Here is a 14,157-nt window from a genome sequence, read left to right on the forward strand (position 1 = left end):
GCGGTTAACTCATGGATTTTTAAATGACCGACCAAAGCAAAGATTCAAAATATAAACTGAATTTACCCGAAACCAGCTTTCCCATGCGTGGCGATTTGTCCAAGCGCGAACCCGCCTGGTTAAAAAGCTGGCAAGAGCGCAAGGTCTACGAGCGTATCCGCGCCAAGCGCAAAGGTGCGCCAGCGTTCATCCTGCATGATGGCCCTCCCTATGCCAACGGCGATATTCACATTGGTCACGCCGTCAATAAAATCCTCAAGGACATCATCATCAAGGCCAAAACCATGAGTGGTTTTGACGCGCCTTATGTGCCAGGCTGGGATTGCCACGGCCTACCCATTGAGTTGGTGGTCGAGAAAAACCATGGCAAAAATATAGACCCGGCCAAGTTCCGCGAGCTGTGCCGCGCCTATGCCGCCGAGCAGGTCGAGAAGCAGAAAAAAGACTTTATTCGCCTGGGGGTGCTGGGCGATTGGGATCACCCATACCTGACCATGGCGTTTAATACCGAGGCCGATATCATGCGTGCCTTGGGCGAAATCTACCAGAATGGCTATTTGTACCAGGGTTCCAAGCCCGTGCACTGGTGCGTGGACTGCGGTTCTGCGCTGGCTGAAGCCGAGGTTGAGTATGAAGACGTCAATTCGCCTGCGATTGATGTGGGCTTCAAGGTGGTTGATAACGCCGGCTTGAGTCATGCGTTTGGTACGACCGTGAGCGGCGATGCGTATGCCGTGATCTGGACCACCACGCCTTGGACCTTGCCTGCCAACCAGGCGGTGAGTGTGAATGCCGAGTTGGAATATGATTTGATCCAGACCAGCAAGGGTTTGCTGATACTGGTGCGGGACTTGTCCGAGAAAACCTTGGCCAGATATGCAGAAGAAAATACTTCTGTACTGGCCAGTTGCAAAGGTGAAGCTTTGCGTGGGTTATTGCTACAACACCCATTCGATAACCGTCAGGTACCAGTGATTACCGGTGACCATGTGACGACAGATGCGGGTACCGGTTTGGTGCACACGGCGGCAGCGCACGGTAACGATGACTGGCTGGTCATGCGCGCTAATTTCCCTAACGAGAAGCCACGCGTCTTGATTGGTGGCGATGGCAAATTTTTTAGCAGTGAACTGGTTGAGCTGGCTGAGATCCGTGGCCTGAGCCGCCAGGATGCGAATAAAGTGATTCTGGCTAAACTGCAGGAAAACGGCGTGCTGTTTGCCTCTGCGCGTTTAAACCACAGCTTCCCGCATTGCTGGCGCCATAAAACGCCATTGATGCAATTGGCAACGCATCAGTGGTTTATTGGCATGAACTCTGTTGGCAAAGATGGCAAAGCTTTGCGTGAACATGCCAACACAGCGGTAGACGCGACCCAGTTCTTCCCGAGCTGGGGCCGTGCACGCCTGGAGGCCATGATTAAAAACCGCCCAGACTGGTGCGTCTCTCGCCAGCGTAACTGGGGTGTGCCTATGCCGTTCTTTGTGCATAAAGAAACTGGTGAACCACATCCACAGACCATGCAGTTGCTGGAAACCGTGTGCAAACAGGTGGAGCAGCAGGGCATAGAAGCCTGGTTCAGCCTCGATGGCGCGACTTTCCTCGCGCAGCATGCGCCTGAAAATGCCGAGCAATACAAAAAAGTGACCGATACGCTGGACGTGTGGTTTGACTCTGGCGCCACGCATTATGCAGTGGTGCGTTCAGCGCATCATGCTAGCCTATCTGCGGCAGCTAACCAGCGTGAGGCTGAACACCAGCCTGTGGCTGACTTGTATCTGGAAGGCTCTGACCAACACCGTGGCTGGTTTCAGTCCAGCTTGCTGACTGGGTGCGCCATTGATGGCAATGCGCCTTACAAAGCCTTGCTGACACATGGTTTTGTGGTGGATGGAGCAGGTCACAAAATGAGTAAGTCCAAAGGCAACGTGGTTGCACCGCAAAAGGTGATGGACACCTATGGTGCTGATATCCTGCGCTTGTGGGTTGCCTCAACCGACTACTCAGGTGAGCTGACCATCAGTGACGAGATCCTCAAGCGCGTGGCCGATGGCTATCGCCGTATCCGCAATACCTTGCGCTTCTTGCTCTCTAACCTGGCTGACTTTGATGCCAGCAAAGACTTGTTGCCGGTTGATCAGTGGCTGGAAATTGACCGTTACGCGCTGCATCTGACCCATCAATTGCAAACGGGTATTCTGGCCGATTACGACAAATACGAATTCCATCTGGCCGTACAGAAATTTGTGAGTTTCTGTTCTGAAGACTTGGGCGGTTTCTACCTCGATATCCTCAAAGACCGTTTGTACACCAGCGGTGAAACCTCGCATGCGCGACGTGCGGCTCAGAGCGCCCTGCATCACATCACGCATGCCATGATGCGTTTGATGGCGCCAATCTTGAGCTTTACTGCTGATGAAATCTGGCAGACCTTGGGACTGGATGCTGTGGCGACCGTGTTTGAAGAAGACTGGTATGCATTGCCTGCCCATGGCTTGAGTGACACGCAATTACAGCACTGGCAAACTGTTATTGCCTTGCGCGCGCAAGCTGCCAAAGAGATTGAAGTGTTGCGTGGCGAAGGCAAGGTGGGGTCTTCATTGCAAGCCGAGCTGGAGTTTCATGTTACCAGCGAGGCGTTTGAAGCCCTGAGCAGCCTGCAGGATGACTTGCGCTTTGTCATGATCACCTCCAGCGCGATCACCTATAAAGTGGCCGATGCGTCAGCGCAGAAAATCCTGGTGAAGCCGAGCGCACACCAGAAGTGCGACCGTTGCTGGCATTACCGTGCGGATGTCGGCATTGATCTCGCACACCCGACCCTGTGCGGCCGCTGTGTAAGCAACCTGTTTGGCAAAGGTGAAGTGCGCAACTATGCCTAATGTTCGCTCGGCTCTGCCATGGCTGGTGTTAAGCGCCATTGTCATCGCGCTTGATCTCTACACCAAGCACCTGATCCAGCGCATGTTTGTCTATGGCGAGCACGTGCCAGTGACCGGTTTTTTTGATCTGGTGCGTTACCACAACACCGGCGCGGCCTTTAGCTTTTTGGCCAATGCCGGCGGCTGGCAGCATGGCTTTTTCACCGCGGTCTCTACGCTGGCTTCGGCCGTGATGGTGTATTTGCTGGTCAAACATCCGCAGAAAAAGGTATTCTGTTTGGGGCTGGCGCTGGTGTTGGGCGGCGCCTTGGGCAATCTCTATGATCGCCTGACGCTCGGCTATGTGGTGGACTTTTTGCTGTTTTATTATCAGCAATGGGCCTGGCCTGCGTTTAATGTGGCAGACAGTGCCATTTGCGTCGGTGTGGGCATGTTGATGCTGGATAGTTTTAAACAACCCACGGCCTCCTGAAACCGCGTTCTGCAGTCTAGTGAACGCGGGTCCTGGTGACTTGCGATGACTGAGGTGGTGATGGATGGACTGGAATATACGTTTACTGATGTGATCAGGCTTTGGCAAGGCAGCAAAAGCACCTGGCATTACGTCAGCTTGCCGCCAGACATCTCTGACGAAATTCATACCCTTAGCCAATACCATCAAACCAAACGCCGCGGCTGGGGGGCGGTCAAGGTCACTGCGAGTATCACTTCCAAACGCGCCCCATCTATTCCAGCCCCAGCCTTGACGTGGCAAACCTCGATTTTTCCGGCATTTGATCACAAGCGCTATGCCTTGTTTTTAAAGGCAGAAATTCGCAAGCAGGCGAGTGTGCGGGAAGGTGATGCCGTGACTATACAGCTCAAACTGCAGTTTTAAGCCGTAGGCTGACAGCGTCAAAGATTAAGCGCTCAGCGTTTGTGTCTTGGCCGCGACTAACAGGGGCGGAATGCCTTGGATATCCATCGGGCGGCCCAGCAGAAAGCCCTGGATGCAATCGCAGCCGATCTTGCGCAGAAACTCAAGCTGCGCTTCGGTTTCAATGCCTTCTACCACAACGGACAAGCCCAGAATGCCGGCTGTTTTGATAATGGTGCTGACAATTTCGCTGTCGGCGCTGCTTTCCGGTACATCAATCATAAAGGCACGGTCAATTTTGAGTTCATCCAGGGGCAGGTGTTTGAGTTTAAACAGCGATGAGTTGCCTACACCAAAATCATCGAGCGACAGGCGCACGCCAATAGCCTTGAATTGTTTTAAGGTTTCCAGCGCCTGTTCTTCATGTTCAAAGACGGCACTTTCGGTGATTTCCAGGGTCAGCAAGCGGGCCGGCAGGTGATAGCGTTGTAGTTGCCCGGCAATGCGCAGTGGCAAGCTATGGTCACGGAATTGCCGCGGGGAGATGTTAATTGAAAGGCCCACCTCATGACCACTGTCTTTAACCAGCTTGGCCCAATGCTTGAATGCTTCTGCAATAATCCATTCGCCCATGGGTAAAATCAGGCCAGACTGTTCGGCGTAGGGGATAAATTCAGCCGGGGAGACCACCTCTCCCTTGTTGGTTTTCCAGCGGATGAGCGCCTCAATATTGCAGATGACCGGTTGTTGTTTGCCCAGGCTGAAAATCGGTTGAAACTGCAAAAAGAATTCTTGTTTTTTGATGGCTTTGCGCAGTTGCACGTCGAGCTTGAAGCGGTTTTGGGCCAGCCTGGTATGTTCTTTGCAATAGAATAAATACGGATGTTGGGTGCCGTGCTTGGCATGCGCAAGTGCGGTGTTGGCATTGCGTGCCAGCTGCTCTGCATCTTCTGCATCACGCGGAAACAGGCTGATGCCGATATAGGCATCCAGAATCAATTCATGTCCTTCAATCAGCACGGGCTTATGCACAATTCTGCATAAATTGTTTGCCAGATGAACCAGTTCGGCATCGGTTTTCCGCGAGGTAATCAGGGCAAATTTGTCGCCATGCACACGGCCTAACTCGCCGGATTCATGCGTGATATATTGCAGGCGCTGGGCGATCTCCAGTAAGTACAAGTCGCCGGTATGGTGGCCGAAGCTGTCGTTAATGCTTTGAAAATGCTTTAAATCAATCATGAGCAGGGCGACGGTGTCGCTGGCATCGGCTGCCGTGATGATGGCGTGTTCTAGCAGAGTGTGTATGGCCAGCCGGTTGGGAAGCCGCGTGAGCGGGTCGTTGCGCGACAACTGCTGGAACTGGCGTTCTTTTTCGGCCAGCAGATTTTCGGCGAGTAGCAGTTTTTCACTCTCACGCAGCAAGATACTTTGCCGCAGGGCCGAGAACACCAGAATCATCATGACTGAGCCGATGGCAATGTAATAGGCATAGGGGTGCGGGCCGCTTTGCCACCAGATGAGCGCCAGTGTACACATGCTAAAAATAAAGGTAATGGCTGGAATCAAGCCGCGAACGCGTCTGCATTGCCTGTGATAAGACACGCGCTTGGCAATGCGGACTTGCCAGCCATACAGCCCGCTGCCGATCAACAGGTCTGCCGCTGAAAAACCGTAATTGGTCCAGAGGCTAGTTTGAGGCACGTGGTTGAGTGCGTTCAGGTTCCATTGCATCCAGCATGCGCCCAGCAAGGTCAACCCCGCGCTGAGCATAAGCCAGGGCATCATCCATGCCGGTCGCAGGTATGGGATCAATAGCAGGGAAACCAGCGCAGCACTGAGTAAACTGGCAGGGTAGGCACTGAGCACGGCCAGCTGTAGTGGGCTGACTTCGGACGATTGTGGCAAATATAAAATTAGGATGTAGCTGAGAACAGCAATGCTGAATGAAATGGTGTCAATCGAGAATGCCCAGGTTTTGGCCGCAGAAAGCTGGCTGCGTAAGGCGGTGATAAAGCCGATGATGAGGCATACGCCCATGAGGGGGTAAAAAATATCGGACTGGGCGGGGAAATTGGTTTGTTTGGTGAGGACTTCAAATATCCAGAGGACGCCGCCGGTAAAATAGGCCAAGGTACCAAACACAAACCAGCGTTTACAGGGGCGGTGTGAGAGATGGCTGCGGTAATAACCCAGTAGCGCCAGAATCAGGCAGGCCGCATTGGTGACAAACCAGTGCACATTATCCAGCCATAACATTTGAGCGGGTGTTGCTTGCAAAGAACCGAGCAAGCAAGCAACGGAAACCGATAAAGCAACCACTATTACTTTGCGCGAAAGTATCATGAAGCCCCCTTTTTAGGTAATTCTAACAAGGGCTTAGAAAAAAACTAGTGTTTCTTTCTAAATATCATCGCGATATGGATTAAGACGAAGCAGATAGCGCCCGCCAATATGCCGATCAAGGCGTTCCACAACAGCGTCCACTGTGGAGATTGCTCAATCAGCGCATGCAAGGGGGGGATGCCATGGGCGAGAATGCCACCGCCGACCAGAAACATGGCCGCGGTGCCGACGATGCTGAGCAAGCGCATCAGGTAGGGGACCGTTTGCACCATGCCCCAACCTGTTTTGCGTGCGGCAGAGGCCAGAAGATGATGACCGCTTCGTTGCATCAGCCATAAGCCGATATCATCCATTTTGACGATCAAAGCGACCAGGCCATACACCCCCAGTGTCATGACGACTGCAATGAGGGAGAGCACCAGAATACGCTGCGTGATAGCTGCATCGGCGACAACGCCCAGGGCAATCACAATAATTTCGGCGGACAGAATGAAGTCCGTCCGAACAGCGCCTTTGATTTTTTCCTGCTCCAGGGCGACCAGGTCTGTCTCAGGTTGCTGCATGGCGGCGTGGATCGCTTGTTCACTGGTGTCCGAGTGCTTGTCATGGCGCAGTTTGTGCCAGACTTTCTCAAAGCCTTCAAAGCACAGAAAGGCCCCTCCCAGCATCAGCAAGGGGGTGATCAGCCAAGGTAAAAACGCACTGATCAACAGCGCTGCAGGCACCAGAATCAGTTTGTTCAGCAGCGATCCTCGCGCCACCGCCCACACCACTGGCAGCTCTCTCTTGGCGGCAATCCCTGTGACTTGCTGGGCATTGAGCGCAAGGTCATCGCCCAGCACCCCCGCTGTTTTTTTGGCCGCGAGCTGGCTCATGACGGAAACGTCATCCAGCATGGTGGTAATGTCATCTAGTAGTGCCAGCAGGCTGGGAGTGGCCATGGTTTGTCCTGTGTCAATGAAGAGGCTATTGTTTATTTTAAAGGATTGCCGTTAAAATGGCGGCATGGTGACGCGCAAATTTCAACGTTGGATGGCACGCATGGCCTTGATGGCTATCATGCTGGCTGCGCTCGTGCCGACGTTGAGCCTCGCGTTTCCCATGCAAACAGGCAAAAGCTTTATTCAGGAGGTGTGTTCCTCGCAGGGCAGTAAACTGGTCATTCAGGTGATCACCACGCAAGGAAAATTGCGCGCCACCCTGATTGACTATCAGCCTTCACAAAAACCGGTTTCACTGGGACATCATCTCAATCATTGTCCGTTCTGCCATATGGCGATGGATGATGTGGTATTGCCCCAGCCCAATCCGGCTTACATTCTGTTTCAACAAGCCCAGGCCGAGATTGCTTTAAGCAGCTATCAGGCCCCGGTTGTCGCAAGTGTTTACTCCACCGCGCACCCCACGCGCGCACCCCCACTGACTCCACGCTCAATCTAGCACCGTCTGTCGTCTAGACGGTTTATGGGTATGCCTGTGATGCAGGCACATATGGAGTCATGACATGATCGTCATCAACCTTCAGGCAATGATATTTGCCAAACAGGTGGAGTGGAAACGCCACATCACCCTCAAAGAAATCGCTGAGTCTAGCGGCATCAGCCGCATGACCTTGCATCGCATGGTCAAAAATCCTTCTTACAACGCATGCACCGAGCATCTGGGCAAACTTTGCTCTTATTTCGCTTGTGACATCAGCGCGCTTATCCGCTGGCAACCCGATCGGGATGCCAGGCAAGTCTTTGCCGCCTGATGCGTGATGCTCACCCTGCTGGTAGCTGACCAGTAGGGGGCATGCCGTTTACAAAAAATATTTCTGAGGAAAAGTATATGAAAAAAACCTTCTTGGCCCTGGCCTTGCTGGGACTCACTCAACCTGCCTGGGCGCATTTAAGTTATACCGGGCGTGACTTTGGCACATTCTCTGGCCTGGTGAATGCCAGCAATAGCATTACCACCACCGTCAATACCAACTATGGCTGGGCCGGCGCCGCTGACGGCAATCTGGGCGACAGCCATATTGGTCGTGCTTTCCGTTTCACCCTGCAAAACAATGCCTGGGTGGATTTCAGCGTCGATGCAACCTCTGCCGATCTGTTACCTGCTTTCTCTATATACGGTGGACTGGCGGCAGTCAGAACCGGTGGCGTTTTTCCAGGCACGCAAACCAGTGCCGATTACGATAGTGCCAACGCTTCTATCGTCTGGCGCTACAGCTGGGCGCAAGCCAACCTGGGCTCCAACAAGTCGTATACCGACACCGATGGCAGCTGGAATGCACTGGGCAACTGGAAAATGGGCGGTGACGGCGATGCGATTGGCATCGACAGCGAACTGAGCAGCTTTATCTACAAGGGCTCTGCGACCACAGCGACCGATGTGGTCACCGGCAAGTTTCTGCTGGGGGCAGGGGATTACACCATCATGATTGGCGGTAACAACGCCGCAAACCAGCTGGCGACTAGTTTTGGCTACACCGCCTCACTGAATGTCAGCGCAGTCCCAGAGCCGGAAAACATGGCCCTGTTGCTGACAGGTCTGGCCTTGCTCGGCTGGCAGGTGCGCCGTCGTAGCAAATAACCCCACCACATGAATCGTTGGTGAGTGTGCTTAACGCCCTCACCAACATGATAGGAGAAGAAAATGAACGTATTGAAAAAAACATTGGCAATCGCTGCCATGACTTTGGCAACCAGCCCAGCATTTGCTGCGGTATCTACTTACAATGTGACCACCACCTGGTTTGAGCCAGACACCCAGCCAAAAAACTCTATTTTTGAAGGGTCATTTAGTTATGACTCAGCAACAAAAGTAATTACCGGCCTGGCGGGTAAGCTGAGTGAGTCTATGACTGGTACAGATGCTTCCAATATGACTTGGTTAAACCTGAATTACCAGTTGGTTTCTTGGTATGACGCTGCTTTAGGCGGCACATTTGCTGCCACCTTTAAAAACAGCAACACGAATACCTTCTCAACCCTGGCTGGCGGGGATGGCTGGAGCCCTCAGGCGGGTGTGGATATCGGCGGTGTTTATTACGGCTATCCGCGTCCGGCAAATAATCCTGGTAACGCTTACGCCTTGATTTTTGTCCCTGATAATCCATTGACTGCGTTGACACAGACTCAAATTAACAAACTGGCTTATGCCGACTGTGCGCCTGGCGGCATGATGGGCGCCGTTTGTATGACAGGGACCTCCGCGGCTGGGTATGGCTCGGTGGGCACCATGAGTGGGTATCCCGTCAGTCAGGTGATCAGCATTGTGGCTGTGCCTGTTCCTGAGGCAAGCACCTATACGCTGTTGAGTTTAGGCCTGGTCATGACCGGCATGATAGCGCGCCGCCGCCGTGAGCAAGCATAACTAGGAAGAGCGGAGAAAGATGGTAAATGCATGCGCATTTGCCATCTTTGACTGAAAAAATCATGAAATTATTGAGATTGTTGATGGCGTTGCTCGTCTCGCCCATGCTTGGTTACGCTGGCCATAATGCTGAGGAAAGCGAGAAAAGCTTGCAATTGCCTCCCGTGCAAGTTGACCAGGAAAGCCGTTTTAAAGGGGAGGTCATCCCTTTGAAAGCCATTCGGCAAAAGGGGGTTAACACGACAGATACCGCTAAGTTGCTGGAAGAGATCCCTGGTGTCAGTAGCTTTAGTGCTGGCGGCATTTCAAGTCTGCCGACCATTCATGGGTTTGCAGATGACCGTAACCGTACGCAAGTGGATGGCATGGATTTGATGAGTGCTTGCCCAAATCATATGAACCCGGCGTTGTCATTTATCAATCCGGCGCAAGTGCGCAGTATGCAGGTCTATGCGGGCGTTGCCCCAGTTAGCGTGGGCGGCGATAGTATCGGCAGCACCATACAAGTGGATTCAGCGCATCCGCGCTTTGCCAATGACGATCAGGGCTATGTCAGCTTTGGGCAGTTGGGGACGTTTTACCGGAGCAATGGGGCGGCCAGAGGAGCCAATGTGGCTTTGGGTGCAGCAACCCGTCAGTTTAGCCTGGCATATACAGAGACTTATGCCGATGCTAATAATTATCAGGCAGCAGGCAATTTCAAAAAACCAATTCTGCAAACGACTCCGACTGAAGATCGGGTTGGCGAAAAAGAGGTGGCCAGCTCTGCTTTCCGTCGATCGCGTAATCAGGAGCTGGGGTTGGCGTGGAATGTGGATGACAAACACCTGTTTGAATTGAAGTGGGGTGAGCAAAGCATAGATTGGGAGGGGTTTCCCAATCAGCGTATGGACATGGTCTCCAGCGAGTTTGATCCGAATAATGGTTCCAGCCTGTTAACGCACAAGCCTGCAAACGTAAATAAAACCGTCAACATGCATTATCTGGGAGCATACGATTGGGGTGAACTGGAGGTTCGCTATTTTCATCAAGACACCCGACACGCCATGGATATGTTGCGTAGCCGGGCCTTTGGTATGTATATGCCTATGCTGAGCGACGCAAGCACTGATGGCGGCAGCATCAAAACCACTTTGCTACTTAATGCGCGTGACACGCTGCGCCTTGGGGTGGATTTCCAAAACTATCGTCTCGACGATTGGTGGACACCTATTGATGGTTTTAATATGGGGCCAAACACGTTTCAGAACATACGGAATGGTAAAAGAGACCGTCTGGGTGTTTATGGCGAGTGGGAGTCTGTATGGGATGCAGAATGGATGACATTATTAGGCCTGCGTACAGACAGTGTCCGTTCATCTGTTGACCCTGTTCAAGGCTACAACACTACCTATAGTGTGGATGCTGCCAAACTGAATCGTGGCGATCGTAACACCCAGACTCAGCAGTATGATTTGACCGCGCTGGTGAAATATCGTGCTGACGCCAATCAGGCTTATGAGATCGGATTCGCCCGCAAAAATCGCTCCCCCAATTTATACGAACGCTTCGCATGGTCTACCAATAGCATGGCCGCCTTGATGAATAACTTTGTTGGGGATGGCAATGGTTATGTGGGTAATCCAGACCTAAAGCCTGAGGTCGCCTATACCACGAGTGTGGTCGCGGATTGGCATGATGCCAACCATGAAAAATGGGCGGTGAAAACGACGGCATATGCCACTTATGTTGACAATTATATTGATGCAAGGCGCCTGCAACGAAATACCTCTGCAGGAAGTGGCTGTAATGGTACTAACGTCACGACCACGAATTGCTACGTCTTGTTGCAATATGAGAATGTGGATGCGCTGCTATATGGGGCGGATTTGTCCGGCAGCTATCAGTTTGGGCGATTGGCAAGTGTAGGCAACTTTTCAGCCACAGGGGTAATTAGCTACGTACGCGGGAATAATGAAACCACTGGCGGACATCTTTATCACATGATGCCACTCAATCTAAAAGCTGGCTTTCAGCATCAATTGGGCAAGTGGACCAACCGTCTTGAGCTGCAAAGTGTGGCAGAAAAAGTGCGCGTTTCAGAGGTGCGAAACGAAGTAAATACGCCTGGTTACACGATTTTTCATTTGCGCAGCAGCTATGAGTGGCAGCATGCACGCCTCGATTTTTCTGTCGAAAACTTGTTCAACAAATTTTATTTATTGCCCCTGGGCGGGGCATATGTGGCAGAAGGTAACTCCATGACGACGGGGGGGGCAGCCTATTACGGGATGAATGTGCCCGGCATGGGGCGGTCGGTCAATGTGGCTTTTAATCTATTTTATTAACCATCTACTTAAATGCTCAGGGAAGAAGTCATGAAGCAGTTTCGTTTACCAGGCAGCCTTTACTGGGGTGCCAGCCTGGTGTTGGGGTTGGCATCCATGCCAGTGTATGCTGATCATAATCAGGTAGAGCTGGATGATGTCGAGGTATCGGGTACGGTGGATAGCCGGATTGTCGATTATCCGGCCACCGTAGAGAGCTTTAACAAAAAACAGATTCAGGAGAGTGTGAATGCCACCACGGCCGCGCAGGCGATGAAGTTTTTGCCCAGTTTGCAAATCCGGGAGCGCTATATTGGCGATAGAAACGGCATTATTGCCGGGCGAACCGTGGGGACACTTTCAAGTGCGCAAACCATGCTGTACGCAGATGGCGTATTACTCTCCAATTTGCTGGGAAACTCGTTTGCCTTCCCGCCACGCTGGGGGATGATTGGTCCGGATGAGATTGAGCAGATTAGCATGATGTATGGACCTTTTTCTGCCATGTTCGCCGGTAACTCGTTTGGCGGTGTGGTCAGTGTAAAAACCAGGATGCCGACCAAGCTGGAGGCGCATACCAATGTGCAGTATTTCCGCCAAAATTTTGATTTATACCATTCAAAACTCAATCTTGAAGGCCAGCACCTTTCTGCTTCGCTTGGTGACAAATGGAATGATCTGAGCCTGCTGCTCAGCGCTGATTATCTGAATAATGAAGGCCAGCCCATGGATTTTGTCGTCCGTGATTTGAGTGCTGGGAGCCGCACATCGGGCGGGGTCGCCGTTACCGGTGCCTCTGTCGACAAAAACGATAGAAATTTGCCGCGTAATGTGTTTGGGGCAGTGAGCATGGAGCGGCCGGAGCAAACAAATCTGCGGCTCAAGGCCGCATATGATGTAACGGATACCGTGAAAGCCACCTATACTCTGGGGTTATGGCATTTGAACAGTCATACGGATGTGGCGTCGTATCTCAAGGACGCTAATGGAAACACGGTGTATAACAACCGCGTACAGCTCAATGGCCTGCGCTATGATTTGAGCGGATTTAATCCGTCAAAAGCCGACGCGACGCATGTCATGCAGGCCATAGACCTCAAGTCGGACAGCAAAGGCTTTTTTGACTGGCAACTGACTTTTTCAGACTATGACTACCAGCAGGACAAAAATAGCCAGTCAAATATTGCTACCTCGACAACGACACTTGCTGCGGGGAATCCCTACATCAATCGTGCCGGGCGCGTGACAGACATGTCAGGCACGGGCTGGACCACCTTTGATGCGCGTGCAACCTTCAGGCCGGCAGAGGCTGGCTGGGGGCGGCATGTTGCGGATGTGGGCTACCATATTGATGAGTACGATCTTAGCAGCACCACCTTTGATACGGCAGACTGGCAAGTGGGAAACAAAGGCAACTTGAATAGCAGCTCACGTGGCAGCACGCGTACGCAAGCATTGTTTATTCAGGATAAATGGCAACTTCACCCGCAATGGTCGCTCACGTTAGGCGGGCGTGCAGAGCGCTGGCAGGCTATGGATGGCCGTAACCAGGCCGTGACTGGCGGCGTGTTGTCTACTGCCAATTATGCGACGGCAGAGGCTAACCGGTTTTCGCCCAAGGTTTCATTGAGTTTTGAACCCATGCCAGAATGGGGATTCCGTGCTTCATTTGGACAGGCATTCCGTTTTCCGACGGTGAGTGAGCTCTATCAACAGGTTACGCAGAGCAGCCAGATTGTCCAGAACAACCCGAATCTCAAACCGGAGGAGGTGCTATCAGCTGAAATCACTGCCGAAAGGCGGTTTGCTAACGGCCTGATTCGCGCCAGCGTGTTTAACGAAGAAAAATATGATGCCTTGATCTCACAGACCATTGCCAATGGCCGCGCGATTCCCTATGGCACAGGGGTGTGTACAGCCGGGGCGGGTGGCTGTTCCTTTATCCAGAATTTGGACCACGTCAGGACCCGGGGGATAGAGTTGTCCACAGAATGGCAGGATGTATGGATTCATGGCCTGGATATTTTGGGCAGTGCCACGTTTACCGATGCAGAAATACTCCGTAACCGGGTGGACCGTAGTATTGAGGGCAATAAGGCCCCGCGGATTCCACGCGAAATGTTCAAGCTGGTGACGACCTATCATCAGGGCAGTCAGATCACCTACAGTGTGAGTGCCCGGTATAGCGGCCGTCAATACAACTTGCTGGATAACAGCGATGTCAATGATGACACCTACATCGCTGCGAGCAAGTTCTTTTTCGTGGATGTGAAGGCCAACTATCACATGAGCAGGCGCTGGACGGCCAGCGTGGGGATCGATAACCTGAACAACGATCAGGCCTATGTCCGCCACCCCTACCCGCAACGCACGGGGTATGTACAAGTCAAGTTTGATTATTGAC

The 14,157-nt window shown here is 52.4% G+C and carries 11 protein-coding genes; 9 read left to right on the top strand and 2 right to left on the bottom strand.

What is annotated here, in order from left to right; translation table 11 throughout:
• The first annotated feature begins 23 nt into the window (after nucleotides 1–23).
• From ileS to ACT53D_RS00125, 3 genes are read left to right on the top strand one after another with little or no spacing between them, the layout of a single operon-like run.
• Nucleotides 24–2,882 (top strand): isoleucine--tRNA ligase, encoded by a 2,859-nt coding sequence (gene ileS, locus ACT53D_RS00115; protein WP_476153883.1) that lies wholly within the window; start codon nucleotides 24–26, stop codon nucleotides 2,880–2,882.
• Nucleotides 2,875–3,354 (top strand): signal peptidase II, encoded by a 480-nt coding sequence (gene lspA, locus ACT53D_RS00120; protein ID WP_313987379.1) that lies wholly within the window; start codon nucleotides 2,875–2,877, stop codon nucleotides 3,352–3,354. Before ileS ends, lspA begins: the two co-directional genes overlap by 8 nt.
• Nucleotides 3,355–3,399: 45 nt before the next feature.
• A complete protein-coding gene (locus ACT53D_RS00125) occupies nucleotides 3,400–3,759 on the top strand; it encodes a DUF1905 domain-containing protein (RefSeq protein ID WP_476153886.1) in 360 nt (119 codons plus the stop codon).
• 24 nt (nucleotides 3,760–3,783) lie between these two features.
• Here ACT53D_RS00125 and ACT53D_RS00130 read toward each other — a convergent pair whose 3' ends face one another.
• Both ACT53D_RS00130 and ACT53D_RS00135 read right to left on the bottom strand, forming a co-directional pair.
• A complete protein-coding gene (locus tag ACT53D_RS00130) occupies nucleotides 3,784–5,997 on the bottom strand; it encodes a putative bifunctional diguanylate cyclase/phosphodiesterase (RefSeq protein ID WP_313987373.1) in 2,214 nt (737 codons plus the stop codon).
• 131 nt (nucleotides 5,998–6,128) lie between these two features.
• On the bottom strand, nucleotides 6,129–7,025 hold the full coding sequence (locus ACT53D_RS00135) for a DUF808 domain-containing protein (RefSeq protein ID WP_313987369.1): 897 nt from the start codon (nucleotides 7,023–7,025) through the stop codon (nucleotides 6,129–6,131).
• 64 nt (nucleotides 7,026–7,089) lie between these two features.
• Here ACT53D_RS00135 and ACT53D_RS00140 point away from each other — a divergent pair, with 64 nt between their 5' ends.
• From ACT53D_RS00140 to ACT53D_RS00165, 6 genes are all read left to right on the top strand, one after another.
• Nucleotides 7,090–7,524: a DUF2946 domain-containing protein gene (locus ACT53D_RS00140; protein WP_313987366.1), complete on the top strand. Its 435-nt coding sequence runs from the start codon at nucleotides 7,090–7,092 to the stop codon at nucleotides 7,522–7,524.
• A 64-nt stretch (nucleotides 7,525–7,588) separates the two neighbouring features.
• Nucleotides 7,589–7,837: a helix-turn-helix domain-containing protein gene (locus tag ACT53D_RS00145; RefSeq protein ID WP_476153889.1), complete on the top strand. Its 249-nt coding sequence runs from the start codon at nucleotides 7,589–7,591 to the stop codon at nucleotides 7,835–7,837.
• A gap of 77 nt (nucleotides 7,838–7,914) precedes the next feature.
• Nucleotides 7,915–8,664 (top strand): FxDxF family PEP-CTERM protein, encoded by a 750-nt coding sequence (locus ACT53D_RS00150; protein ID WP_476153891.1) that lies wholly within the window; start codon nucleotides 7,915–7,917, stop codon nucleotides 8,662–8,664.
• Between the two features lie 63 nt (nucleotides 8,665–8,727).
• Nucleotides 8,728–9,447, top strand: coding sequence for a PEP-CTERM sorting domain-containing protein (locus ACT53D_RS00155; RefSeq protein ID WP_313987359.1), 720 nt, complete (start codon nucleotides 8,728–8,730; stop codon nucleotides 9,445–9,447).
• A gap of 62 nt (nucleotides 9,448–9,509) precedes the next feature.
• Nucleotides 9,510–11,774, top strand: coding sequence for a TonB-dependent receptor (locus tag ACT53D_RS00160; RefSeq protein WP_476153893.1), 2,265 nt, complete (start codon nucleotides 9,510–9,512; stop codon nucleotides 11,772–11,774).
• A 30-nt stretch (nucleotides 11,775–11,804) separates the two neighbouring features.
• The gene (locus tag ACT53D_RS00165; protein WP_476153895.1) at nucleotides 11,805–14,156 is read left to right on the top strand and encodes a TonB-dependent receptor; all 2,352 of its coding nucleotides are present in this window, start codon (nucleotides 11,805–11,807) and stop codon (nucleotides 14,154–14,156) included.
• Nucleotide 14,157: the final 1 nt, after the last annotated feature.

The organism is Methylophilus sp. DMC16 (assembly GCF_056314045.1).